Here is a 26161-nt window from a genome sequence, read left to right on the forward strand (position 1 = left end):
TAACGAAACGCTAAATCGGGACAATTAAAACGACACACCCTGATAAAGAGTGTGCCGATGATTGATCAAATCATTTGTTATTGTGCTCGATTTCTTGTTCAAGATCACGCAGTGACTTGGAACGTCGTGCGAGGGCGCGGCGCTTGATGATTTCTTCGACGCCACGACTGACTCCCCAGATGGCGAGTAAAATCAGGAACAGAAAAACAAGGCGAATCGGCCGTTCCAAAAAAGTCGACCATTCTTTACCGATTAAGGAGAAGATGATTACGACAATCAGTCGTCCGACTCCAGCCGCAATCAAATAAGTCCGAAGTGACAGTTGAATCATTGCAGAAATTGCTGTAATGATGAATGCCGGCATGAACGGAAGTGAAAAGAAAAAACCGAGTGAAATCGGACTCATATGACGAACCCGTTCAATCCACTGTTGGGCGGCTTTATGTTGTTCAAGCCACCTCGTGACAGGGCGACGGAATAAATAACGGATACAGGCAAAGACGACAAGTGAACCGAGCATACTTCCGACCCAAGAGACGAGTACACCCATCCAAAATCCATAAGTCGCTGCATTGGCGGAAATGATGAGAACAAGCGGGAGGAACGGAAAAAGTGATTCCAAAAAAGGAGCAATCAATCCGGTCGAAGCACCACCCGGAAGATCCTGGAGAAACGTAATCATCTGTTCAATCCACTGACGGACGGTTTGGAGCATTCGGAATCCTCCTTACAAAATAAACTGCTAATTTCTATTTTAACTCTTTACTCATCAGAAAGGAAAAACTTTATCGCGTCGTCCGCTGAACTGGCAATTGTACATTTCAAATGAAGTTGGTATTATACTTAAATGGGTGCGTTTTGCAGGCGTTCCCAGCTAGCTAATAGCTATGACGCTTCGTTCGCCAACGTTCGTTTTACTGCAAAAAACTGACATGGGGGCCAATGAGGATTATGAAACCTTATCGCGTACTATTATTTTATAAGTATGTTCCGATCGACAATGCGGAACAATTAACAAAAGAGCACCTTGCGTATTGCAAAGAGCTTGGCATCAAAGGAAGAATCTTGATTGCTCCAGAAGGAATCAATGGCACACTGTCTGGAACAGTCGAGCAAACCAATCAATACATGCAAGACTTGCTTGCCGATCCACGGTTTAGTGACATTGAGTTCAAAATCGATGAGGTCGACGAACATGCCTTCAAGAAAATTTTCGTTCGTTATAAAAGCGAACTTGTCACATGGCGTTTTGAAGATGAGTTCAACGTGCCGGAAGAACATGCCACGTATCTTGAACCAACTGAGTGGAAAGACATGATGCAAAACGAAGATGTCGTCATTCTTGATGTTCGGAACAACTATGAATACGATCTCGGTCATTTTAAAAATGCCGTCAAGGTCGATGTCGATGCTTCACGTGAATTCCCGCAATGGCTTGATGAAAATGAACATTTGTTTGAAGGGAAAAAGGTCCTGACATACTGTACGGGCGGTGTCCGTTGTGAAAAATTCACGGCATATTTCCGTAAACGTCAAAACAGCGACGACATCTTCCACTTAAAAGGCGGCGTCGTCATGTATGGGAAAGATGAAGCGACACGTGGAGAAGACTGGGAAGGGGAGTTGTATGTGTTCGATGAACGCATTCAAGTACCTGTCAACGAAGTTAATCCAACGGTCGTCTCGACTTGTTATTACTGTGGAAAAGACGAAACACGTTACGTGAATTGTGCAAATCCGGAATGTAATCGTCAACACTTCTGCTGTGAAGAGTGTGAACCGAAAGTCATGCGTTCTTGTTCAGACGAATGCCGGGAACACCCGCGCAACCGTTATGTAAAAGAACAAACGGAAGAACTGGTAAAGTGATCAAGTATGAATGAAAACAGGCTGACGAAATCCGGGATTCGGATTCCGTCAGCCTGTTTGTTTAGGTGGAGAACAAGAAACGGAGGATATCCGGCATTCGTTTCGCCCATTCAGTTTCGTGATGGATGGCACCGGGGATAATTTCATAAGCCGCTTGTGGAACTTTTTTATGAACCGCTTTAGCAAGAACATCGTTCGTATGCAGGTAGTCATTTTCCGTCATCGGTCCGCTGGTTTCTTTTGTCCCGACATCCATGTAACAACGATGGTGCTCGGATAATCGTGGACTACGCTCGATAAATTCCAGTAAAGAAGAAAAATTCGCCCAACCAGCCGTCGATAAAGCAGCGACACGCGTAAAGACTTCCGGATAAGCAAACAAGCCGTACAATGAAATGACACCACCCATGGAACTGCCGATCATGGTCGTATCTGTCGGAATCGTCGCATAATGCGTGTCGATATACGGTTTTAGTTCGTGAACGATCCAGTGCATGTATTGTTTTCCGTTGCCACCAATCGTCTTGCGATGGGACGGATAGGCCGTGCGCATTAAAAGAGCTTCGTCCGTCCAAGGCGCATATTCATCATATCGGTCCATCCCATCATCCGGACTGTCGATGGCGACGATCATCGCACGCGGCTGAACGGTGTGCAGTGCGTGATGGACTTCCCAGCCTTTTCCGAAAGAAGCGGTCTCACCACTAAACACGTTTTGTCCATCATGCATATAAATGACCGGGAGCGCTTCGTCGACAGGTAGTTCGGTCGGACGATAAATCCGAATGGTTCGAGGCGATGTAAGGGTCGGGATTGTTCGGGCAATTTCAGTAATCGACAATAGAGTCACGACCTTTCAAAGATTAGCGTAATGAGCAGTACAATTGCGACCGTTGTGTTTTCCACCGACATAAAGAGCATGATCCGCTTGACGAAGCGATTCTTCGAACGACCGTTCAGATGGATATTCGACGGTGTCGACGCCGAGACTGATGGTGATGGATAAGCGATATCCATCGACGACGAACGGTCGGTCGAGGACAGCATGACGAATTTCTTCTGCAAAATCGATGGCTTGTTTCTGTGGCGATTGATTGAGTAACAAAACAAATTCCTCTCCACCGTATCGTGCTGCGAAGACATGCTGCTTTTTCTGTTGCACGGACCGAATTCTGCGACCAAGCTCACGCAGGACAAGGTCACCGACCTTATGGCCATACGTATCATTGACGTGTTTGAAGTGATCGATATCAAATAAAATAATTGACAGCGGATAGCGGTCGGAGGCGAATTGCTGTGCCCCTTCTTCGTAAAACGCACGGCTGTTGGCGAGTTCCGTCAAAGCATCAGTCCGGCTTTCAGCGTAGAGTTGATATGTTTCCCGCGAACGGTGCAACACCCGGCAGAAAATACGTAACAAACGCGAAAGCTCATCGGCACTTGTCGCATCATAGGCATCAGCGGTTTGATGAAACAGGACGATCGATACATCGACATCTTCGTTTGTGATGGACGGAATCGCAATCATCGAATGACGATCAACAGGTAAGTCAATCTGGATATCTGTACCCCAATCGAACCGAAGGCCATGAATGATTGGTGTCTGCAGCTGTTCAGCCGACAAGGAATGGAACAAAGGCAGGACATCAACGATTGTTTTCGTCCGTATGTTGTAGATGGTTTGCTTGCGTTGTTGCTGAATCGAAATCCATCCTTCTGAAAAATCAATCAGGTGGGGCAAGTCGCATAATAAGGAGTCAATCGTTTCTTGTTCGAACCGAGAAATCAGCAGACGTTCTTTCGCGTCATCAAACCGTTTGGCTTTTTCATTCGCTTCCATCGTCACGCCTCGCTGTTGGAGCAACCGTTTGAACAAAAGTAAGATGAGTGCTGAGACGGAAGCGGCGATGAGCGGGTTTTCATCATAAAACCAGATGCCGAGAAACGCACACAGCATACTCGTCCCGTAAACCAGTGTCTGCAAACGGACAAGACGGATCCAATCGTATTTCAGATACAAGACACGATTGACGAAACGGCACTGCAAGTAAGAGACGAGCATGACCGCCGTTAAGTATCCTAAAAAGGGAATGATCGCTTCCGAGTACGTGAATCCAGTACCGACGGGCCCACCGAGTGCCAAGTAAACGAGTGAGGGATAAGCGAGATAAATCAAATCAAACAGGACATTGATCGGATACAAGTATAAAAACCGTTTGAGACGGATTTCTTTTTTATGAGAAAAAATTTGAAAGATGACGATACCAATCTGACTGAGCAAGATCGACGGCAATAAACCGTAGTTGAGAAAGATAAACAAGATGATCCCTTCCTGAAACGTATAATAAATGCCCCCCCGACGGACGTTGTCGAACTGGAACAAGATGATAAGTGCAAGAAGGTAGGCTGCATTGCCGAATGAGAGTGGAAAGTCGATGAGTGTCGGATGGGTAAGTAAAGTGAAGGTAAGCAGACTAACAACGAGACACAAGACGAGCCAACTGTTTCGTGCGACTTTTTGATAGTAGACCATGATGCGTCTCCCTCCTTTAACAGTCCTTCCCTACTTATACCCGTTTTGTGGAAATTATGATGAGAGATTTACAAAAAAATAAGGTTGAGAGAATGCAGTGAATTGCGTATAATGTGAAAGATATCAAACAATCGATGACGAAGAAAGTAGCGATATGATTTAATCGGCCAGCGAATCAGGGAACGGTGGAAGCCTGAACAGATTAGACCATCGTGAAACGCACTTCCGAGATGCTATCCGAATCCATGTGATCAGGCCTAGCCGGGGGACCCCCGTTATCCCCGCTAAAGTGGGTGTCGTACCGTCGACATCAAGAAGAGTGGTACCGCGGTCATTCCGTCTCTTTGCGTGTTGCGCAAAGGGCGTTTTTTATTGGAAAAAATAACTGTTTGGAGGAAACAAGATGAGTTACAAGCAACAGTATGCCCAAGTATTACATGATGTGATCGGTGACGCATTGTCACAAGAAGAAATTGAACAGTTGATCGAACAACCAAAACACGAGGATCACGGAGACCTGGCGTTCCCATGTTTCCAACTCGCGAAAGCATTCCGCAAAGCACCGATGATGATTGCGACAGAGCTGGCTGAAAAAATCGATAATCCACTATTCTCGAACGTGCAAGCAGCCGGACCATACGTGAACGTCTTCTTGAACCGGGAAGTGGTTTCGCGCGAAATCATCAAACGTGTGTTAGAAGAACAACAAGCTTACGGATCAAGCGAAGCGAACGGCAAAACGATTGTCACGGATTTCTCGTCTCCGAACATCGCAAAACCATTCTCGATGGGACATTTACGTTCGACAGTCATCGGAAACGCATTGAACCAGATTTCACGGAAAAAAGGATACGAAGTCGTCGGCATCAACCACCTGGGAGACTGGGGTACACAGTTCGGCAAGTTGATGGTTGCTTACAACATGTGGGGCAAGGAAGAAGACGTCCGCGCTGAGCCAATCAAAGAATTGTTGAAACTGTATGTCCGTTTCCATGAAGAAGCGGAAGAAAATCCGGCTCTTGAAGATGAAGGGCGGGCTTGGTTCAAAAAACTCGAACAGGGTGACGAACAAGCGACGACACTTTGGACATGGTTCCGTGAAGTTTCGCTTGTCGAATTCAACCGTGTGTATGAAATGCTGGGTGTCAGTTTCGACAGCTTGAACGGTGAAGCCTTCTATAATGATAAGATGCAGCACGTCATCGATTTATTAGAAGAAAAAGAGTTGCTCGTCGAGTCGGAAGGCGCCATGGTCGTCGACCTCGAAGCTGAAGGAATGCCTCCTGCTTTGATCAAGAAAAAAGACGGTGCGACATTATACGCGACACGCGATTTGGCTGCTGCCGTCTATCGTCTTGAGACATACGGTTTTGAGCAAGCCTTTTATGTTGTCGGTGGCGAACAAGCCCTTCACTTTAAACAGCTGTTTGCTGTTCTGAAGAAACTTGGTTTTGAAAATGTCGACGGTATGCACCATGTCCCGTTTGGTCTGATCATGAAAGACGGGAAAAAGATGTCGACACGTAAAGGACGGATTGTCCTTCTCGAAGAAGTGCTTCAAGATGCAATCAATGTCGCGAAACAAAACATCGCTGAGAAAAATCCGAACCTTGCCAATGCCGAACAGACGGCACGCGAAGTCGGTGTCGGTGCTGTCATTTTCCATGATTTAAAAAATGAGCGCATGAACAACATTGAATTCGATTTGGAGCAAATGTTGAAATTTGAAGGAGAAACAGGTCCATACGTCCAATATACGAATGCACGGGCAAATTCATTATTACGTAAAGGCGAATATGATGGATCAGCATTTGCCGGTAGTGCAGACGACTATTCATGGGGTGTCGTCTCGATGCTGAACCAGTTCTCGACAGTGATTGACCGGGCGTTTACACGTCGCGAACCATCGATCATCAGCCGTTATGTCCTTGATTTAGCTCAAAGCTTCAACAAATATTACGGACAGGTTCGTGTCCTCGAAGACGATGCGGAAAAACAATCTCGCCTCGCGCTCGTAAAATCGGTTACGATTGTATTGACGGAAGGATTACGCCTGCTCGGTGTCGGCGCTCCAGAAGAAATGTAATATAAATCAGATTAAAGATGGGGTTATCATATGAACAAAGAGACAATGGAACGTTTACAGCACGCATCTACACAAATGAATCAGGAAGATTTGGCTGCATCCATCGCTTTTATTGCTGATTTTCACGGAAAGGTTGCCACGTGGCTGCCAGGCGAATCAGTCGATTTCATCTTAGATTTCGTGACAGCACCAGGAGCTGATCAAATTGCTCCGATCAGCGGTGACGCACTCGATACGAAAAGTAACTTCGAGTTCTTCATGGCAAAAAAACAAACGCGCAAAAAACTCGGTGAGTTATTGGCGTTATGGAAAGCTCCCCGTACAAAAGAGACGTTGAATCAAATCGATGCTATCGGTCTGAAGAAATGGTTGGCACGAAATGAATTTCGTTCGGAAGACAAGCCGTGGGATTATTTGAACCGTCTCCATGTTTTGTTATTCCTCGATCAAATGACGACTGTCATCGATGATCATCAGTTGACGACATTGTATGAGCAACTTGTCCGGAAAACACCGGTTCCAACAAGCTTCGTCCGCCGTCAAGGTGAAGTTCGCCGTGTCGTGAATCAATTTGCCGATAAAACAGAATTTACACAAGTTGATTTAGTTCGCGCTTCACTTGTTCGTTCTCTGTAAAAGAGACGACATCAAAATCCCCCGCTTCATTCACGAGCTGTGAATGAAGCGGGGGATTTTTTTCATGTCAGATATTCATTTGACTTGATGAAAGGTGATGGTTTCGGCCGTCGTATCGTATAGTAACCATTCGCGTTCGACCAGAACCGGTCCGACGTTGATGGCATAACGGCCACGTTTGATGGAAATCGGAATATCATGATGAATGGCCAGACGTTTACCCTCTTTAAATAATCCGTGCACATGGCTGTGTCCAAAAAACAAGAGCCGGTCCGGATAAGAGGATGTATCAGGCGTCAAATCATAGCTCCATTTCAATTGATCACCATGAATGAACAAAGCCGACGCTATTTGCTTCGTCCGATCTGATGAGCGCAGTTGATCGAGATGACTGGATATCCCCATTGGAATCAATGAAAACAAGCGTTCTTCCTGATTTCCAAGCAACGTCTCAAAAAACAGCAATTTCAAAAAATCGGGATCAAGCGTCACGATTTGTTCGATTTCTTCAAACGTATACCGTTTGGCCCGCTTTTTTCCGATGTGACACTCATGGACATCCCCGAGCGAAAAGACAATGGCTTGCGGAGCCGTCTGTTGAATATCTGTCAACACAGCACGTGTATCGGATAATGAACTGTGCAAATCCGTGATGAGTGCATACTGCATCTGGCATCGCTCCCTTGTACTAAGAGTATACCCTGCGTTTCATGCTGCTCATCCTATTTTTAATTAAGCTGGGTCGACTGTGACACCGCGTTCAGCAAAGACAACTTTTGCGACTTCGAGTGCATTAAGAACACGGGGGAAGCCAGTGTAAGGAACGAGATGCATGATGGCTTCAACGATTTCGTTTCCTGTCAATCCGGCTGTTAATCCAGTATTGATATGAAGAGCAAGCTGAGGCTCTGTCCCTTGTGTGACAAGTGTAGCAATCGTGACGATTGCCCGGTCACGATTGACAAGTCCGTTCCGGCTGTAGACTTCACCGTAAGCAAAATCTGTAATCCATTCGCCGACTGCCGGTGCGATGTCTTTTAACGACTCGGCGATTTTTTCGTGCGTCGATTGTGCAGAATTTGTATCTGTAAACTCGTTTAATTTTTTTAGTCCTACTTCGTGTCTGTTGTTTAAGTCTGTAGCCATGATGAATAACTTCCTTTCTGTTATGAACGATACGGTTTATCTTAAAGGAAGAATACTCATGCTACAAATACATGATTTTTATACTTGTCATTCTTTTAAGGAATGGATTTCTCGAACAAACCGAATCCATTCCCGCGTCACGTAGGACTGATAACGCCCGGTTGGAACAGCGACACCGAGTTGCCATGGCACACGGACATCAAGCGGAATCGTCTTAACACCGTTGATCGTCATTTGTTGAGCTAAAGACCGTGGAAGAACGGTCACGGCATTGCCTTCAGCGACGAGTAAGCACAAGAAGTCCCATTGCGAGCTGACATGGGCGATCGTCGGTTGAAAACCTGCCGCTTCGCAAGCCTGTAAGACGACATCGTGAAGGGAGAAGGTTTCATTGAAGAGAACGAACGGCATCTCGGCGACATCCGCCAGTGCAATCGACGACCGGTCAGCAAGCGGATGGTGTTCCGGTAAAAATAAATGCAGTTCTTCTTCAATAAAGGGATACACCGTCAAATGTTCATCGGCCGGAAAGACGGTGGCAATCAAATCGACTTCACCGGCAACGACGGCCTTTTCAAGCGCATGTCCACCGGCTTCTGTAATTTCAATCGTCACCATCGGATAACGTTCACGGAACAGGCGAAGCAGACGTGGGAAAAATAAGGAACCGATCAGAGGCGGTACACCGATTCGGATTGTTCCTTTCGTCAAGTGCATGACGTCGTAGAGATGGGATGGCAGATCAGCGAGCTGATTTAATATTTTTTCACCTTCGACAAGTAACGTTTCCCCGGCATCCGTTAACACAATTTGCCGTTTACTCCGATCAAACAGTTCGATATCCAGTTCTTCTTCTAAATGGCGGACCATTTTACTGAGTGTCGGTTGCGTGACATGGAGGTGATCCGCTGCCCGGGTAAAACTTTTGAAGCGGGCGACTTCCGTAAAATATTCCAATTGGCGAAAATCCATCTGATTCACTCCTATTCGTTTTTGTTATATCTATCATAACAAGTATTCATTTTTATTATTTATTGTCTAAGCGTACAGTAAAAGAAACAAACGAGTAAAGAGGAGTAGATGAAGATGAAACAACTTGAAGGAAAAGTCGCATTGATTACCGGAGCAGCAAGTGGGATCGGTCTTGAGATCGCAGAAGAATTTGCGCAAGAAGGTGCAAAAGTCGTGATTGTTGATTTACAGGAGAATGCAGCGAAACAGGCGGCAGAAACACTTCAAAGTAAAGGATTTGAAGCCTTTGCTGTGGCAGGGGATGTCACGAGTGAAGTTGCGATTCAGTCAAGTATCGAACAAACGATGAGTCATTATGGACGAATCGATATCGTCATTAACAATGCCGGTATGCAACACGTCTCACCAATCGAAGAGTTCTCGACTGAAAAATTCGATTTACTGCAAAGTATCATGTTGCGTGCGCCGTTCCTGTATACGAAATATGTCTTCCCAATCATGAAAAAACAAGGATTCGGCCGTATTTTAAACATGTCATCGATTAACGGATTAATCGGATTTGCCGGTAAAGCGGCTTACAACAGTGCGAAACACGGTGTCATCGGTTTGACGAAAGTCGCAGCACTTGAAGGGGCGACATCCGGTATTACCGTCAATGCGATTTGCCCGGGTTATGTCGATACACCACTCGTCCAAAAACAATTGTCTTCGCTTGCCGAAACACGGAATGTGCCACTCGACCGTGTACTTGAAGAAGTCATCTATCCATTGGTGCCGCAACACCGTTTACTGCAAGTCAAAGAAATTGCGGACTACGCGATTTTCCTCGCGAGTGACAAAGCAGCCGGTGTCACCGGTCAAGCGGTTGTACTTGATGGGGGATATACGGCTCAATAAGAACGAAAAAATACCCTTTCTCCAAGCTAGAGAAAGGGATTTTTATACTTAACGGAAATTGAGGAACTGAACGTCGACCGATAATGGCAATTCGCGGACGATTTGCATGACTTGCTGTAAGTCATCCCGCGATTTTCCTGTGACACGGATTTGATCGTCTTGAATCTGAGTTTTGACCTTGAGTTTTGATTCCTTGACGGCATTGTTGATTTTTTTAGCATCATCACGATCGATTCCGCTTTTGAGAATCACGCGTTGACGGACCGTGTTTCCGGCTGCCTGCTCGACTTTTTCGTATTGCAGGTTTTTCGTCGGGACTTCGCGTTTAATGAGTTTAGCTGTCAGGACGTCTTTGACTTGATCGAGTTTAAAATTGTCATCTGAGATCAGAATCAAATCTTCTTTCTCGAGTTTCATGTCGCTTTTTGATCCTTTGAAATCAAAGCGGTTCGTGATTTCCTTTAAAGCGACTTGCATCGCGTTTTTGACTTCCTCGATGTTGATTTGTGACACGATATCAAATGAATTGTCTTTTGCTGCCATAAAAATCTCCCCTTTCGTTCCACAACCATTTTAGCATATTTGTCCGCAGATGCTTTGACTTCACGCTGAAGTTTCGGCAAAAGAAAAAGGAAGAGAGACAGTCGAATCGTTCATCTGTATGAAATTTTGTTATAATGAAAACCATGAAATGAAAGGGGTGCATGGCTTTGAAACAAACAGCAGATATGTTGACGCTCACACCAGAAGAGCTGGATGAGCGGTATGCCTATAGAGGATCGGATTTAGGAGCGACCTTTGATGAAAAAACGATACGGGTCCGTTTATGGGCACCGACGGCGGAACGTGTCGTGATTCGTTTGTACCGGACATTGCGGGCAAGGAAAGTTGAAGAACTTGAATTGGCGGCAGATCAGCAGGGGACATTCGTCGTCGAACTGGATCGTGCTGTGTATGAAGGTTACTTTTATACGTTTCAAGCCAGCATCAACGGACAGAAAGTCGAAGCGGTCGATCCGTATGCGAAAGCAGTCGGGACAAATGGCAAACGGGGAGCATTAATTGATCCGTCCACCACTCAACCGGAGCGTTGGATTGAAGAACGCCCTCTGTTCCACTCGTCACAAGATGCTGTCATCTATGAATTACATGTTCGGGACGCGACGAGCCATTCGGCGAGTGGGGTTATCGAGCGTGGAACTTTTCGCGGATTGACGGAAGCAGGGACACGGACACCATCAGGCGGATTGACGGGGCTTGATTATCTGACGGATTTAGGTGTGACGCATGTCCAACTGCTTCCGATTTATGATTTCGGTTCAGTTAATGAGGCAGCGCCGAACGATCCGGATAACTACAACTGGGGATACGATCCCGTCAATTATTTTGCGCCGGAAGGATCCTACTCGTCCAACCCGGATGATCCGGCAGCGCGGATCCGGGAATTAAAAGCCTTGATTCAAGCTTTGCACGACCGAGGTATTCGTGTCGTAATGGACGTGGTTTTTAATCACGTCTATGATGCGGAAACGGCACCACTCGGACAATTCGTCCCGGGTTATTTTTACCGGCAGGCAGCAGACGGAACACTTTCGAATGGAAGCTTTTGTGGAAACGACACAGCATCAGAACGTTTCATGATGCGTAAGTTCATTCTCGATTGTGTAACGTACTGGGCAAAAGAGTATCATCTGGACGGATTCCGGTTCGACTTGATGGGATTACATGATATCGAAACGATGAATCAAGTCCGTCATGCACTCGACCGGATTGATCCATCCATCTTGATTATCGGTGAAGGGTGGGATCTCGACACACCACTCGCAGTCGATCAAAAAGCCAACTACTTTAATGCGCCACAGATGCCGGGAATCGCCCATTTCAACAACGGACTACGTGATGGTGTCAAAGGTGACGTTCAGACACCGCTTGATCGAGGATTTATCAGTGGGGCTTTTGAGCGGACAAGTGAAGTCAAACGGGGAATCGCCGGAAACGTCTCTTCTCAAGGGTTTGCGGATGAACCGAATCAAGTCGTTTCTTATGTCGAAGCACATGATGATTTGACGATTTGGGATAAATTGTCCGTGTCACGGCCGGAAGATACGGATGAGATCCGCCGGAAACGGCAAATGCTTGCGAATGCGATTATTTTAACCGGACAAGGCATTCCGTTTTTGCATGCGGGTCAAGAATTTTTCCGGACGAAAAATGGCATTCGTGACAGCTTCAATTCCGGAGAAATCGTTAATCAACTGGATTATGAGCGGGCAGAACAATTCCGTTTTGGTGTCGAATATGTCAAAGGGTTGATTGCCCTGCGGCGTCAGTATCCGATGTTCCGTCTGGAAAACACAGCGATGATCCGGAAACATCTCCGTTTCCTTGAAGAAGGAGAAGGCATCATCGCCTATGAATTGAAACGAACGTACGAAGGATATGTTGAACGTCAGCGGGTGTACCACAATGCGACGGAACACGATGTGACAATCGAGTTACCGAGCGGCGAGTTCGAAATTCTCGTCGAAGAAGGGGTTGTAAAAATCCATGCCCCTCGTCTGCATGAAGAAAAACAACTTATCGTAAAAGCACTATCGACGACGGTCATTGCCGAACGGAAAGCAGATTATAAAAAATATGCGGTGGCAGGTGGCGCTGCACTGACGATTCTTGGTTTGCTGTATGCAGCGAACAAAAGACGCAAGAATAATAAATGACGTATTTTCAAAGAATGGGAAAATCGGAAGAATCGGGGTTCACTAACGTGGACTCCGATTTTTTTAATACAGCCCTGCAGTCCAGAACGTGACAGTCGTGTTGCGGTGTCATCGTAATGACTTAATGATTTTTCACGTTTACTGTTTTAATTCAATGCTTAGGGGAACATACTATAAGTAGTATTTAGAGTGCTGGTTTTTTGAAAGGATGTATCTTATGTTCGGCTTCAATGATATCTGGAAATTTTTCTTCTCGTTTTTTTTGTTATTACCAATCGTCACGTTAATTCATGAGATGGGTCATTATTTTTTCGCACGCCTATTCGGCGGCAATATGGAAATCAACATCGGATCGGGAAAATCGTTATTACGTGTCGGACCCATCCGCTTAAATCGTGTCTATTTCTGGGACGGATGGTGTCAGTATGAGGCACTTCGTCATGAAAATAAATTTACGAACATCACCGTCTACGCCGGTGGAGCTATCTTTAATCTGGCGAGCATCTTGATCGTGAACGGTTTGATTTATGCAGGCGTCTTTGAAACTTCGATTTTTACGTATCAATTCGCCTATTTCTCGTTCTACTTCATTTTCTTCTCGTTATTTCCGATCGATCATCCGAACGGTTATCCGAGTGATGGAAAAGCAATCGTCAATGTATTTCGTTACGGAAAGTCCGAATACAATCCGCAATCATGAGGATATGCAAAATAATGCCCTTCTCTTCCTGCAATCAGTGCAAGAAAGAAGGGCATATTTTCATCATTTGTCTTGTGAAGATGTGTCATCTGCAGGTGAAGACTTGGATTGTTCAGTCTCTAATTCGACCAGTTTTTGAATCAAAATATGCCGTGGCATATGCATTAACTGTTCGAGCGGCACATTGAGACGTTTCGAAAGTTCAACAGCTGTATCAGCAGACAGTTGTAGGGGTTTCATAGTTTACATACCTCCTTTTTGTTTAGCTTTAGTATACAGGACATGTTCTTGGAGCGCATCGACAGTAGCTAGAAATGAAGAAGGTTGATACCGTAGGAAGTAGGAAGTGATGCGTATGTATAAACCAGCCGCTGAGCTGTTGTTCCATGAATCTGTTTCACTCTTTGACCGATTCGGCGATGACCTGATTTTATATCGGGATCAAGGCGGGTTTACAAAATGTGATCTGGATTTGAGAATACGATGGGAGACAGCATGTGCGTATGTTCCGTTCACCTGGTTCTTTGAACCGGACGGATACCGTGTGTTCATCGTTTTTGAAGAAACTTCACTGTTTGGTTTACTAGATTTAAGAGACGGATGTCTCCAATATATGAATCGTCCCGTCATCTTTGCTGATGCATGGTTCAGTAATCTTTATGAATGGCGAGGCAATCAAATTTTTATGTACTCGGCTGAGACCGATGTCGTTCGTTATTGTTTTGAAGAACAGGAAGGAACTTTCTCGGATTATGACGAAGCTCCTTTATTAGGACGTTTGATTGAACGGGGTTATCATCCGCAGTATGCGTTCGAACGTCTGTTGGCACCGGCAACGATGATTTCCTATGATGTGACTCAGTCGCGTTATGTCATTTGGGATGCGTTTACGGAACATGAACAATTGATTCCTTTTTCCGAGTACGACGATTATTTGCTGGTCGATAGCCGACACCATCTGTTTTCCATTACGGATGCCAACCGATTCTATCTATATGAAAAAGATCAACTGAAATTTAAATTTGACGGGTGCCAGTCTTCCGTCCTGTTAAAGACGGTTTTGCTGGATGAAGCGGCACAGCGTCTGGCCATCGTTTCGACGTCGGCGAATTTCGGAAATACGTGGCTCCAAATTTTTCAAAAGACGTAAACACATCCTTTGTCTTAGCAGGCGAAGGATGTGTTTTGTATACGGGGAGGAAGATGACAGATGGAACGTTTTGGTCAATACGTCGTCCGTTTTCGAAAAGGTATCAGTGTCACCTGGATAGTCTTGTTGCTTCTGCTTGGTTATTTTGCGGTGCAACTACCGGATCAGCTTAAAGGAAACGGCTTTACCCGGGACGGAGAATTTCAACAAGTCGAACGCACGTTGGAACAAGAATTTAAGCAGGACCCTCATCAAATTATCGTTTTGTTTGAAGGAGAAACAGAAACCATCCGGCAGGAAATGGAGCGTCACGTCACTGCTTTTCGGACCATTCAAGGCGTCGGACAGGTCGTCGGGGTACAGGAAAATCCGGAAGCTTTAAAAGACGGAAAAGGATACGTTTCAATCGGGATACCGAACATTGAACCGTCTTGGGTGAAGGCAGTGCAGGAAAAGCTCGATCCACAAGACGGTAGTACGATTCGACTAACAGGAGAACCGTTAATCGTCGACGACTTAAATACAGCATCGAAAAATGACTTGGTCCGGGCTGAATTGATTGGGGTACCGGCAGCGTTACTTGTCTTATTTCTCGTTTTTGGTACTCCACTTGCTGCCATCTTGCCGCTCATCATGGGTCTCGTCACGTTCATTTTCGGGGCCGGGACGCTGTATTTCATCGCTGGACAACAGGAATTATCAATCTTTGTCTTAAATGCCGTAGCGATGATTTCACTTGCCCTCGGAATCGATTTTTCCTTGCTTTACGTCAATCGTTTCCGGGAAGAACGGACTGCCGGACGGTCGATTACGGCGGCAGCGGAAGTCTCGGTCGCGACAGCCGGACGATCGATTTTATTTTCCGGGATTTGTGTGTTCGTCGGGTTGGCGGGTTTGCTCGTCATTGATGTCGACGTGTTTCAAGCGGTCGCAATCGGCACATTGGTCTCGGTGCTCGGGGCCGTCATCAGTGCTGTTACCTTGCTACCTGCCCTGCTCGCACTGCTAGGGGGGAGTCTGGAAAAAGGGCGGATTTTCAAGGCTGACTCGGAGCAAGGCGAAGTCCGGTGGCGTAAGTTGGCCCGGTTCGTCATGAAGCGTCCGGTTGCCGTCAGTTTATTTTCGTTGCTCCTGCTGTTGCCATGCTTAATTCCATTGCGTGATTTAGAGCTGAACATTCCGCAAGCAAGCGCGTTACCGGAAGATTATGAATCACGCCTCGCTTTTGAAGCGTGGGAAAAAACTTTTGGCGACGATGGGATCGATGCCGTCGTCTTACTGAAAGCTGATTTTCAAACGGAACAAGGTGTCGAAAAACTGGAAGCGTTGACGACACGACTCGAAGCAGATGGCGGAGTAAGCAGTGTCGTTTCAGCGACGGCGCTGGCTGAAGCAAACGGACGGACCGTTTCCCAGCTTGCTGCGAGTGAACAGGGGAAAGAACAGTTGGCGCCTTTGATTGCATTTGATCGAGGCATTGCTAGGATCAATGTCAAGTTGACGGGAGATCCGGGAGACAAGAGTTCACAAAAATGGGTCCGCGAAGTGCGGGATCAAGGGTATCAAGTCGGGGGACCCGCAGCCTTTAATCAGGAAATTTATGATGAAATCTACTCGAAGATGCCACTTGCGTTAGGTCTTGTCTTGCTTGCGACATTCATCATCCTGTTGTTTGCGTTCCAGTCGATCCTGATTCCGATTAAAGCAATCTTGATGAATCTGCTCAGCCTCGGTGCAACATTTGGTTTACTCGTCATTTTATTTGAATCAGGCTTGGTTTTCCCGGCCGAAACAATCGGTATTTTAACACCGGTCTTCATCTTCTCGCTTGTCTTCGGATTGTCGATGGATTATGAAGTGTTCCTCGTCTCACGAATGGAAGAATACTACGATGAGACCGGGAATAATGATCTCGCGACGGAAATGGGACTGGCGAAAACGAGTAAAATCATCACCTCTGCCGCTTTAATCATGATTGTCGTCACCGGCGCATTTGCTTTTACAGGAGTCAGTCCGATCAAACAGCTCGGTGTCGGGATTGCTTTGGCGATTTTCATTGATGCGACCATCGTTCGGATGCTTCTCGTTCCGGCATTGATGAAGCTGTTCGGACACTGGAACTGGTGGTGGCCGGGCGGACGGCGAAAACGAAAATACCGGATCTGATAAGTACTCAGAACATCAGTGAAGCACATCATTAGTCATTTAAAGCAGGACGAGCGTATACTGACGATATTCAAGTTAAGATTTCAGAGGAGGATATGCTTCAATGGCTAATGAAAAGATGTTTGATACGTTTACACTTCCAAACGGAGTGACACTTAAAAACCGGATTATGATGGCGCCGATGACAAACTACGCGGCGGAAGAAAACGGTGAAGTTTCAGAAGCGGAGCTTGCATACTACGCAGAACGTTCAGGTGGAGTCGGTGCAGTCATCACAGCATGTGCCAACGTCACGGCAGACGGTCAAGGATTCCCGAATGAGTTTGGCGCAGAACGCGATGAATTGATTCCGAGCCTGAAACGTCTTGCGACAACGATCCAAGATCAAGGCGCAAAAGCGATTCTGCAAATTTTCCACGCAGGTCGTATGGCACCACCGGAACTCGTCGGCGGACAAACTGTCAGTGCAAGCGCAGTAGCACCAGAACGTGAAGGCGCAATGACACCACGTGCACTTGAAGCAGCGGAAGTCGATGCGATCATCGAAGCGTTCGGTCAAGCGACACGCCGTGCGATGGAAGCTGGATTTGACGGAGTTGAGATTCATGGTGCGAACACGTACTTAATTCAACAATTCGTTTCTCCACACTCAAACCGTCGTGATGACAAATGGGGCGGAAGTCTTGAAAAACGTCTGGCTTTCCCGCTGGCAGTTGTTGATGCGGTCGAAGCTGTTGCAAAACAAGATCCATCATTCATCGTCGGTTACCGTTTCTCACCGGAAGAAGTTGAAAATCCGGGAATTACACTCGACGATACGATGCAACTCGTCGATGCTCTTGCGAAAAAAGACCTCGACTACTTGCACGTTTCCGTCATGGACTTCTTTGCCGGATCGATTCGTGATCAGAATGAAACGCGTTCACCGATCAGCCTTGTACAAGAGCGTGTCGGTCAACAGGTTCCGGTCATCGGTGTCGGTTCACTTCATACGCCGGAAGAAGTCGAGCGTTCGCTTGAAGTCGTGCCACTCGTCGCGCTTGGTCGTGAGTTGATCATGGAACCGAAATGGGTCGAAAAAGTGGAAGCGGGAGAAACAGATTCAATCCGGACTGAACTCGATCCGTCAGCACAAGCAGAACTCGTCGTACCGGATGCATTATGGCAAGGAATCACGAGCCGTCCAGGCTGGTTCCCAATCAAACAAACAACAAAATAAGAAATACGAAAAGGAGCAACTCAGAATTCTGAGTTGCTCCTTTTTTAGTGTCAGTAAGCGACTTCACCCATCCGGACACCACAAAAACGGTGCAGCTCGACCGGATGTTCGATATTTGTCCGGTCCAACATATCCTGCAGCAACAAGGCGCAGATGTAGGCATCTTCCTTGGCATCATGGTGCTTAAACGAGACATTTAAAAATTCTGCCATCGTATTTAACTTGTGGTTCGGCAACCATGGATACAGTTTCCGTGATAACTTGACCGTACAGCCGTACTGAAACGGCGGCATTTGATACAAGTCGTATTTTTGAATCGCTTTTTGGAGTGCACCCATGTCGAATGCCGCATTATGAGCGACGATAAGCTCTGCATTTTCGATCAAATCAAACAAGCCATGTGTTGTCATTGCCTCCGGTAAGGCCGGTGCATCCCAGACGTCACTCGGCCGAATGCCGTGGACACGGATGTTGCCGGCATCAAAGTCTTCCTCCGGGTTGATCAAAACTTGTTGGCTTGTGATGACTTTCCCCTCGGATAAAATGGACCAGCCGAAAGCGCAGATACTACGGCTGTTCCGATTAGCTGTTTCAAAATCGATCGCCAGTGTATAAGGTTCCATATCATCTCTCCTTTTTTAAACAGCATACCGTATTTCGATTCAGAATGCATGTTCGTCTTTTGTTTCAATGAAAACAGTCCGTCTGCCGAGCGGCATGACGGACTGTCGATTATTTTGCATGTACGGCTTTTTCTTCCGGCTCCGCGTACTCATCCGGCTTAAAGAGCATGATCCGGTCACGATAGGCAAAGACGACCGCCGTCAAAACGGCCATTAAATCAGCAATCGGGAAGGCGAACCAAACCCCCTGTACTCCAAAAAAGACCGGTAAAATCAATACGAGTGGAATCGTATATAATGTTTGCCGGGAGAGCGACAAGAACAAGGCAATCCGTGCCTTGGCGAGTGATTGATACATCCCGTTGATAATCATCTGAATGCCGTAGACAAATGAAATGGCGAATAAAATCCGCATCGCCGTCGAACCTTCATCGAGTAAGGTCGCGTCTTCCGTAAACATCCCGACCCAAAAGCGAGGGAACAATTGGATCAACAGCCATAGCGTGATCGATAAGGTCAAACCGTAACGAATCGCCAGCTTGATTGCTTGTGACATCCGGTCAAACTGTTTCGATCCGAAGTTATAGCCGACAATCGGCTGCATCCCTTGGACGATTCCCATGATTGGCATCCCGACGAGCGCCATGAATTTGTTGATGACGGCAAATGTCGCCAGTTCCGTCGTTCCGCCGTACCGGACGAGCATATGGTTGACGGTGATGAACAAAACGGATTGCGAGACTTGCATGATGAAGGACGAAGATCCGATTTGTCCCATCCGCACAACGAGTTTCGGATCAAAGCGGAACGCTTCCCGATTAAGTACTAAGCTCGTTTTTTTGGCTTTCGTGAAAAAGAACCGGAAAATCAGGATGGAACCGACGATTTGAGCGACGACCGTCCCGAGTGCCGCTCCTTGAATCCCCCAGTCGAGTCCGAAAATGAACAATGGGGTCAAGACGATGTTGATTGCGACCGTCGTCAGCATGACACGCATCTGATAACTGGCACGTCCCTCGGCCCGAAGCATTGCACTGGATGCCATCGTCAGCATGAAGAACGGGGAACCGAGTAACAGGACACGGAGGAAATCAATACTGTACGGCATGATCTCCGGTGTCGCACCGAACACACGCAACAACGGTTCGACGAAGATGAACGCTGTGATAATGGCGAGCATACTGACAACAAAGACCGTCATCAGGACGTTCGCATAGGCACGACTGGCACCTGCCAGATTTTTTTGACCGAGCCGCTGAGAAGCAATGGCAGCACCGCCGATTCCGACCGAGTTCGAGATGGCCATCAAGACCAGTTGAACGGGAAACGCAATTCCGACAGCCGCGACGGCAACCGTCCCGATTCCCTGCGCGACAAAGATCGTATCGACAATATTGTAGAGAGCGGTCACGAGCATCCCGATCATCGCCGGGAGCGACAGTCCGATCAGGAGTTTGTTAATGGGTGCTTCTCCCAATCGAGCCGTATTTTTATTCATCATCAGGAGAGCCTCCTTTTTCTTAAACAGGTACATGGATTTTCATTCAGATTAGTCGCTTCGACAACCGGATGCAAGCAATCGAATCAAGCAATGTGCAAAATAAGATGCTCTCATCGAAAAAGGCATCCCACATGCAAACAGCGGAATGCCTTTTTTCTGCTTATTGTTAAGACGGGGTCGGAAGATATCCTTTGGAATATTCGAAGGCGATAAAAAGAATCGCACCGAGTGCCAAGTAGGCAAACAGTGTAATCGTCTGCTGTTTTTTCGGCATTTGGTGATACTCAACCGATTTTTCAGCTTCCAGCAACGGTTCGATCCGTTGATCGAGGCGACGCAGCAAGGCATCATAATCATTGGCTGAATCATATTGGTAACGAAGCAATTCATCAGCGGCACTTTTCGCCTCTTCCGGGCTTGCGCTCCTTAAATCCTGGAGATCATGCCGGAGTGACCAGGCAATCGGATCATAGGTCGAGACGGGGGTGTCGTCCGTTTCCTCAACGTCAGGTTCCATGACGGTTTCCGTTGCTGTTAGCTGTTCCTGCTCGACTTTCGCCTGCAACACCCGGTTACGGGCAGCACGGTACAACATTAAAACCGACTTACTGTTTTCATATTGTTTAGCGAACTGATATCGTTTCCAGACCGCACTTCCGCCAAGGAACGCAATCAGTAGAAGGATGATGCTGAAATGTGTCACACCATAGGCAATCAGGGCGGCGAGACCAGCGACCCAGACGACAATCGGCAATCCGGCTAAAATCCGTCCGCCGTCAAGCGGGCTAACCGGCAGCAGGTTAAACAGGTTCAACAAGGCCCCTAAATGGAAGATGACAAGCCAAAACTCGTTTCCGGTGACCGCGTATCCGATTAAAAGCGGAATGAGAGAAAATAATCCGGCCAGCGGACCGCCATAAGCCAAAATAGCTTCTTGTTTCGGCGTCCGGAATGTATCCTTGATTCCAATGACCGCTCCCATGAACGGAACGAAAATCGCCGGTCCCGTCTTAAAACCAAGCCGCTTGGCTGCTGCGAGATGTCCCATTTCGTGAATGAACAAAAGATACAGTAATCCGACACCAAACCAGACACCGAAAATTTGCGCGTAAAACAATAACGAGATGCCGAACGAGATTAACGTTCCGCCGAATTTGGAGAACTTTAAGAGAGCAAGCAGAACCTTACCTTTTGAGAGCAGAAATGCTCCGGCGACGGCTAAGCCTCCCCAACGTTTTTTATCCATCGTCCATAACCTTCTTTCATCATCTGACTCTTGTCTCTAGTGTACGCTAAAAGACGATGGAAGGTTTCGTTTCAGGTGTCAGTTGAATGTGATGAAAAAGCAACTTCCGCCGTCCGTTCGGGCCTCGCTGCCAACGGACAGATGATGATGTTCCGCCAATGCGGCAGCAATCGACAGGCCGAGACCGCTGCCGGACCGGTCACGGGCTTCATCAAGCCGGTAAAACCGGTCGAAGAGATGTTTGCGCTGCTCGGCGGATAAAGCGGTTCCGCGGTCAAGGACTTCGAGCCGATCCGGTCGAAGCCGGATTTCCGGATCTTTCGCGTATTTGATCGCATTGTCGATAAAAATCGTCAAAATCCGGACGAGTGCTTCGTGATTTGCGGTGACCGTCCCGGTTGCATCGACCGGAATCTGGACGTCATAAGCATGGTGCATCCGGTCCGCGACTTCCGTGCCGAGCTGTTTCAAATCAATTGTCTCTGTCGTCGTTTCACCATATCCGAGCCGGGATAATTCGAGCATTGGTTCAATCAGTCCGCTTCGCATTGCATGTGTTTCGTTCAAGATATTGCTGATTGATTCTTCGAGAACATCGGGATTCGTTTTCCCCCAACGCTTCAGCAACTTCGCATATCCTTCAATAACGGTCAGCGGCGTCTTCATCTCATGCGAGACATCAGCAACGAACTGCCGTTGCTGTTCCATCGTGTGATCGACACGTCCAATCATCCGGTTAAAGACTTTTCCGAGCTGGCCGATCTCGTCATTTTGTTGTTCCGGAACGGTCTCGAGTGTGCCGGAGTCGGAAATCCGTTCCATCGTCTGACCGAGGTGACGCAGCGGACGTAACGTCTGATAGGCGATGAAGAAACTGCTGAGGAAGGCGATGATGATGGCGGCAATCAGGACGATCGAGAAGGCGAAGATCAAGGTCGAAATCGTATCATCGACGGTGTCGTCTTCAAACAGATAAGCTTGATCCTCATGAACGACGCCAAACCAGTTACCGGATTTGAACGGTTCGTCCCTGGTCGTCGGAATGCCGGGGAGATCGCGTGCGCGCACATCGCCGTTGACGGTGGCAGAATCATCATCATCTTCATCGTTCGCAATGACCCAGCGTCCGTCGTCACGGGACAGGACGACGGAATCTTCATGCAGCGTCAACAAAGCTCGGGTCGAGGAATCATCTTCCATCAGCTCCTCGGCCTGTTCGAGTTGAGTGAAGCGGGATTCGATCAAGTGATCACGCACGACATAGGTGACGACTAGAAAAGATAAGAGCAACAAGAGTGTCGTGAACAACGTCACCGATAACGCCAGTTTGGTTCGTAACTTCATCCTTTCTCCTCCCTTAAGACATAGCCGATACCACGAACGGTCTGAATGAGGGGAGACTGGCTGCGGTCCATTTTTTTGCGTAAATACCGGATGTAGACATCGACGATATTCGTTTCTCCGAAGTAGTCATAACCCCAGACCCGATTGAGGATTTGCTCACGGGTCAAGACGTGTTCCTTATTTTCCATCAGATAGGACAACAAATCGAATTCGCGTGGTGTCAAATCAAGCGGGACGTCGTTTCGAAACGCTTCATGCCGGTCCAAATCCAGTAAGACATCGGCATAATACAACTGATTGGATTCGACGGCGGCGCGTGTCGTCAAGCGGAGTAAGGCGCGGATACGTGCCAACAATTCTTCGATTTCAAACGGCTTCGTCACATAATCATTGGCGCCGAGATCAAGACCTGCCACCTTGTCATACACTTCGCCCCGTGCCGTCAATAAGATGACGGGAACCGGATTACCTTTTCCGCGAAGCCGTCGAAGCACCTCGAAGCCGCTGAGCTCCGGCATCATCACGTCGAGTAAGACGAGATCGATATCGTTCTCAGCAGCTACTAAGCCATCTTTACCGTTGAAGGCGACCTGCGTCGCGTATCCAGCGTGGTTTAATTCCAGTTCAAGTAGGCGGGCGATTTTCGAATCGTCCTCGACGATTAAGATGGTCGGTGCCATAGACTTCCTCCTTACGACTGTTCGTCGATTTCTGTCACTTGCTTCGATCCGTTCAACTCAAGTTCGACTTGTGAACCGACCTGTACATCATTATCCTGTTCCATGTTTTGCGCACGTTCAAACGTCACGTTTTTACCGTTTTGTTCAATGACGACTTGTGTGTCCGTCACACGGACCAATGCACCACGGATGTCTTGATCTTCCGCTGCATCGTCTTCTTGGCGGTCATCGTTCCGGTCGTCCCGATCACTTGCATCTTCACGGTCGAGCTCCCGGACGAGACCGGCTGCTGTCAGTTCAAGTTTGACGGTATCACCGGCTTGCGCTTGGTCGATCTCTGCGCGCTCGCTGAAGCGGTACGTTTGATCCGAACCATTTTGAGTCAAGACGATTTGTTCATTGGACAGCTCTTTGACGACACCGGTGACTTCATTGCGGTCAGCGTCGGATGAATCGTCATCTCGACCATCCCGATCATTTTCACGTTCGAGTTCCCGGACAAGACCGTCCTGATTGAGTTCAAGTTTAATCCAATCGCCGGCCGTAGCTTGTTCGATTTCGGCAGATGAGGCAAACGAATACGATTGATCCGTTCCATTTTGTGTGAGTGTCACCGATGTGCCGGATACTTCTTTTAACGTTCCTTCTATTTCTTGATCATCCCGAAATGCACTCGGAAGCGACTGCTTGACGTTGCTTGAAACTTTTGTTGAAGCTGCTTCGACTTTTTGTCCAACTTGTTCTGAAGTCGTGACCGTTGAATTGACGAGAGAATGTCCCGGACCGGTGAAAAGTAAGAAGGCGCCGGCCCCCGTCAAAACGGTTCCTGTGATGGCGATTGAAGCGAGACCGCGTTTTACAAAATTCTTTTTTGGTTTATCCGTACGTTTTTCGTTTGTCATGATGATTTCCTCCTCGGTAGTGGTAGCTGCTTTTCTTATTCTTAGAATAGCGCCCGCAAGTGAGAGGAGACTGAGGATTAGATTAAAATTTGATGAGAAATCAAATCGGTTTGATGAAGCGGGCAGGATTCCCGCCGACGACAGTGTTTGGGGCGACATCTTTGACGACGACACTTCCAGCCGCGATGACGGCATTGTCCCCAATCGTCACGCCCGGCGTGATGACGGCACGGCCACCGATCCAGACGTTGTCCCCGATGACAACCGGTTTCCCGAATTCATAACCGCTGTTGCGTTCGATGGGATCTAACGGATGCGTCGCTGTATAAATGTGGACGCCCGGAGCAAGCATACAGTTGTCGCCAATCGTAATCGGACAAATGTCGAGCAGCACACAATCGTAATTGGCATAAAACCGGGCACCAAGCGTGATGTTGTAACCATAATCACATTTAAAAGACGGTTCGATGTAAAAATCCGTTTGTTCCGTCCGTAAAAGTTGTTGCAGGAGCGATTTTCGGGCAGGCAACTCTTCGATGCTGAGTTGGTTAAATTGATGACAAAGCATTTGGGCCCGTTTCCGATCGGCGACGAGTTCCGCATCCCCGGCTAAATACAACTGACCTTGAATCATCTTTTCTTTTTCTGTCACATGAATCATCTCCTATCATATGTATACCTTCATTAGACTAAACCGGACGGGGAGAAGCAACTGATACCAAAAAAAAGCGGTTTTGATGTCGCCATCAAAACCGCTTTTTACTCTAGCATTCAATTAAGCGAGTTCAATTCCGCCTGTGACACCATAAATTTGTGCCGTGACATAACTAGCATCATCTGAAGCGAGGAAGACATAGACGCTCGAAAGTTCGACCGGTTGACCACTCCGTTTAAGCGGTGTTTCCTGACCGAATTCTGGAATGTTTTCGCTTGGTTGACCACCTGAGATTTGCAACGGCGTCCAGATTGGACCCGGTGCAACAGAGTTGACGCGGATGCCTTTTGGCGCGACTTGTTTCGCAAGTCCACGTGTAAAGCCGTTGATGGCAAATTTCGTTGACGCGTAATCGAGCAGGTTCGCACTTGGGTTGTAGCCTTGAACCGAAGTCGTCGTGATAATCGAAGCCCCTTCTTTTAACAACGGGAGGGCAGCTTTAACGACCCAAAACAAAGAAAAAACATTGATTTCATATGTTTTGCGGAGTTGTTCCGTCGACAGGTCCATGATGTCCTCGACGGCTTGCTGTTTGCCGGCGACGAGTGCCAGAATATCGATTCCGCCAAGTGATTCGTGTGCTTCTTTGACGAGTTGCTGACAGAACGTTTCATCACTGAGGTCGCCCGCCAGTAAGTATGCTTTTTGGCCGGCAGCTTCAACAAGTGCTTTAACTTCTTCAGCGTCTTGTTGTTCTTCCGGTAGATAGTTGAGGAACACATCTGCACCTTCACGTGCATAAGCAATGGCAGCGGCACGACCGATTCCAGAATCGCCCCCTGTGATCAAGGCTTTTTTCCCGATCAGTTTACCGGAACCTTTATAACTTTCTTCGCCACAATCCGGGATTGGCTCCATTTTTGCCTGGACAGCCGGTGCCTCCTGATATTGTTTTGGGAAGTCATCATTAAAATATTGTGTAAGTGGATTGTTAGACTGTGACATGAACTGATTCCTCCTAGGTAGTGGTTTCATTTGCATAAGAAGTATGTTCCCTGTCACTTCACGTCTAAACGTCAATTGATTAATCAAGTGAAATTTTCGTTAAGTGGAAAAGTG

The 26161-nt window shown here is 47.3% G+C and carries 25 protein-coding genes and 1 other annotated feature; of the genes, 9 read left to right on the forward strand and 16 right to left on the reverse strand.

Going from position 1 to position 26161, the window contains the following annotated elements; translation table 11 throughout:
- Positions 1-70: 70 nt before the first annotated feature.
- Positions 71-715 (reverse strand): TVP38/TMEM64 family protein, encoded by a 645-nt coding sequence (locus P402_RS0101980; RefSeq protein WP_026827191.1) that lies wholly within the window; start codon positions 713-715, stop codon positions 71-73.
- 236 nt (positions 716-951) lie between these two features.
- Between P402_RS0101980 and trhO the strand changes: the two genes are divergently transcribed.
- A complete protein-coding gene (gene trhO / locus P402_RS0101985; protein ID WP_034769600.1) occupies positions 952-1869 on the forward strand; it encodes an oxygen-dependent tRNA uridine(34) hydroxylase TrhO in 918 nt (305 codons plus the stop codon).
- A gap of 61 nt (positions 1870-1930) precedes the next feature.
- Here trhO and P402_RS0101990 read toward each other — a convergent pair whose 3' ends face one another.
- Both P402_RS0101990 and P402_RS0101995 read right to left on the reverse strand, forming a co-directional pair.
- Positions 1931-2710 carry an alpha/beta hydrolase gene (locus P402_RS0101990; protein WP_026827193.1) on the reverse strand — a complete coding sequence of 260 codons (780 nt, stop codon included), beginning with the start codon at positions 2708-2710 and terminating at the stop codon, positions 1931-1933.
- 15 nt (positions 2711-2725) lie between these two features.
- On the reverse strand, positions 2726-4402 hold the full coding sequence (locus tag P402_RS0101995) for a GGDEF domain-containing protein (protein ID WP_026827194.1): 1677 nt from the start codon (positions 4400-4402) through the stop codon (positions 2726-2728).
- A gap of 125 nt (positions 4403-4527) precedes the next feature.
- Positions 4528-4749: a binding site (T-box leader), on the forward strand.
- A gap of 56 nt (positions 4750-4805) precedes the next feature.
- Here P402_RS0101995 and argS point away from each other — a divergent pair.
- Both argS and P402_RS0102005 read left to right on the forward strand, forming a co-directional pair.
- Positions 4806-6488 carry an arginine--tRNA ligase gene (argS, locus tag P402_RS0102000; protein ID WP_026827195.1) on the forward strand — a complete coding sequence of 561 codons (1683 nt, stop codon included), beginning with the start codon at positions 4806-4808 and terminating at the stop codon, positions 6486-6488.
- 30 nt (positions 6489-6518) lie between these two features.
- Entirely contained in the window at positions 6519-7124 is a 606-nt protein-coding gene (locus P402_RS0102005) for a hypothetical protein (RefSeq protein WP_026827196.1), read from the forward strand.
- Positions 7125-7199: 75 nt separating this feature from the next.
- Here P402_RS0102005 and P402_RS0102010 read toward each other — a convergent pair whose 3' ends face one another.
- The 3 genes from P402_RS0102010 to P402_RS0102020 form a co-directional block, all read right to left on the reverse strand.
- Positions 7200-7793, reverse strand: a complete 594-nt coding sequence (locus P402_RS0102010; protein WP_026827197.1) for a metallophosphoesterase family protein — start codon at positions 7791-7793, stop codon at positions 7200-7202.
- Positions 7794-7856: 63 nt separating this feature from the next.
- Positions 7857-8270 carry a carboxymuconolactone decarboxylase family protein gene (locus P402_RS0102015; protein WP_026827198.1) on the reverse strand — a complete coding sequence of 138 codons (414 nt, stop codon included), beginning with the start codon at positions 8268-8270 and terminating at the stop codon, positions 7857-7859.
- Between the two features lie 87 nt (positions 8271-8357).
- Positions 8358-9242 (reverse strand): LysR family transcriptional regulator, encoded by an 885-nt coding sequence (locus P402_RS0102020; protein ID WP_026827199.1) that lies wholly within the window; start codon positions 9240-9242, stop codon positions 8358-8360.
- A 114-nt stretch (positions 9243-9356) separates the two neighbouring features.
- Here P402_RS0102020 and P402_RS0102025 point away from each other — a divergent pair, with 114 nt between their 5' ends.
- Positions 9357-10139, forward strand: a complete 783-nt coding sequence (locus tag P402_RS0102025; RefSeq protein ID WP_026827200.1) for a 3-hydroxybutyrate dehydrogenase — start codon at positions 9357-9359, stop codon at positions 10137-10139.
- A gap of 48 nt (positions 10140-10187) precedes the next feature.
- On the opposite strand, the gene P402_RS0102030 is transcribed toward P402_RS0102025, so the two are convergent.
- Positions 10188-10682 carry a YajQ family cyclic di-GMP-binding protein gene (locus P402_RS0102030; protein ID WP_026827201.1) on the reverse strand — a complete coding sequence of 165 codons (495 nt, stop codon included), beginning with the start codon at positions 10680-10682 and terminating at the stop codon, positions 10188-10190.
- 161 nt (positions 10683-10843) lie between these two features.
- Between P402_RS0102030 and pulA the strand changes: the two genes are divergently transcribed.
- Together pulA and P402_RS0102040 are read left to right on the forward strand one after the other, a co-directional pair.
- Positions 10844-12856 (forward strand): type I pullulanase, encoded by a 2013-nt coding sequence (pulA, locus tag P402_RS0102035; RefSeq protein WP_026827202.1) that lies wholly within the window; start codon positions 10844-10846, stop codon positions 12854-12856.
- Between the two features lie 217 nt (positions 12857-13073).
- On the forward strand, positions 13074-13556 hold the full coding sequence (locus P402_RS0102040; RefSeq protein ID WP_026827203.1) for a hypothetical protein: 483 nt from the start codon (positions 13074-13076) through the stop codon (positions 13554-13556).
- Between the two features lie 63 nt (positions 13557-13619).
- Here the strand turns inward: P402_RS0102040 and P402_RS16805 are convergent, their stop codons facing one another.
- Positions 13620-13796, reverse strand: a complete 177-nt coding sequence (locus P402_RS16805) for a YycC family protein (protein ID WP_081776595.1) — start codon at positions 13794-13796, stop codon at positions 13620-13622.
- Positions 13797-13911: 115 nt separating this feature from the next.
- Here P402_RS16805 and P402_RS0102050 point away from each other — a divergent pair, with 115 nt between their 5' ends.
- From P402_RS0102050 to P402_RS0102060, 3 genes are all read left to right on the forward strand, one after another.
- Positions 13912-14706 (forward strand): hypothetical protein, encoded by a 795-nt coding sequence (locus tag P402_RS0102050; RefSeq protein ID WP_235188803.1) that lies wholly within the window; start codon positions 13912-13914, stop codon positions 14704-14706.
- A gap of 60 nt (positions 14707-14766) precedes the next feature.
- A complete protein-coding gene (locus tag P402_RS0102055) occupies positions 14767-16872 on the forward strand; it encodes an MMPL family transporter (protein WP_026827205.1) in 2106 nt (701 codons plus the stop codon).
- 103 nt (positions 16873-16975) lie between these two features.
- Positions 16976-18091 carry an NADH-dependent flavin oxidoreductase gene (locus P402_RS0102060; RefSeq protein WP_026827206.1) on the forward strand — a complete coding sequence of 372 codons (1116 nt, stop codon included), beginning with the start codon at positions 16976-16978 and terminating at the stop codon, positions 18089-18091.
- Positions 18092-18141: 50 nt separating this feature from the next.
- Here P402_RS0102060 and P402_RS0102065 read toward each other — a convergent pair whose 3' ends face one another.
- The 8 genes from P402_RS0102065 to P402_RS0102100 all read right to left on the reverse strand — a co-directional run bounded on the left by P402_RS0102065 (position 18142) and on the right by P402_RS0102100 (position 26047).
- Positions 18142-18714 carry a 3'-5' exonuclease gene (locus P402_RS0102065; protein ID WP_026827207.1) on the reverse strand — a complete coding sequence of 191 codons (573 nt, stop codon included), beginning with the start codon at positions 18712-18714 and terminating at the stop codon, positions 18142-18144.
- Positions 18715-18823: 109 nt separating this feature from the next.
- Positions 18824-20215, reverse strand: coding sequence for an MATE family efflux transporter (locus tag P402_RS0102070; RefSeq protein WP_026827208.1), 1392 nt, complete (start codon positions 20213-20215; stop codon positions 18824-18826).
- Between the two features lie 166 nt (positions 20216-20381).
- Complete coding sequence (locus tag P402_RS0102075; protein ID WP_026827209.1) at positions 20382-21461, reverse strand: site-2 protease family protein; 1080 nt, start codon at positions 21459-21461, stop codon at positions 20382-20384.
- A 78-nt stretch (positions 21462-21539) separates the two neighbouring features.
- Positions 21540-22805 carry a sensor histidine kinase gene (locus P402_RS0102080; protein WP_026827210.1) on the reverse strand — a complete coding sequence of 422 codons (1266 nt, stop codon included), beginning with the start codon at positions 22803-22805 and terminating at the stop codon, positions 21540-21542.
- Positions 22802-23485 carry a response regulator transcription factor gene (locus P402_RS0102085; protein ID WP_026827211.1) on the reverse strand — a complete coding sequence of 228 codons (684 nt, stop codon included), beginning with the start codon at positions 23483-23485 and terminating at the stop codon, positions 22802-22804. Before P402_RS0102085 ends, P402_RS0102080 begins: the two co-directional genes overlap by 4 nt.
- Positions 23486-23496: 11 nt before the next feature.
- On the reverse strand, positions 23497-24387 hold the full coding sequence (locus tag P402_RS0102090) for a hypothetical protein (RefSeq protein ID WP_026827212.1): 891 nt from the start codon (positions 24385-24387) through the stop codon (positions 23497-23499).
- Positions 24388-24487: 100 nt separating this feature from the next.
- Positions 24488-25039, reverse strand: coding sequence for a maltose acetyltransferase domain-containing protein (locus P402_RS0102095; RefSeq protein WP_026827213.1), 552 nt, complete (start codon positions 25037-25039; stop codon positions 24488-24490).
- Between the two features lie 123 nt (positions 25040-25162).
- On the reverse strand, positions 25163-26047 hold the full coding sequence (locus tag P402_RS0102100) for an SDR family oxidoreductase (RefSeq protein ID WP_026827214.1): 885 nt from the start codon (positions 26045-26047) through the stop codon (positions 25163-25165).
- Between the last annotated feature and the right edge of the window lie 114 nt (positions 26048-26161).

This window comes from Exiguobacterium sibiricum 7-3 (genome assembly GCF_000620865.1).
GTDB classification, from domain to species: Bacteria; Bacillota; Bacilli; order Exiguobacteriales; family Exiguobacteriaceae; genus Exiguobacterium_A; species Exiguobacterium_A sibiricum_A.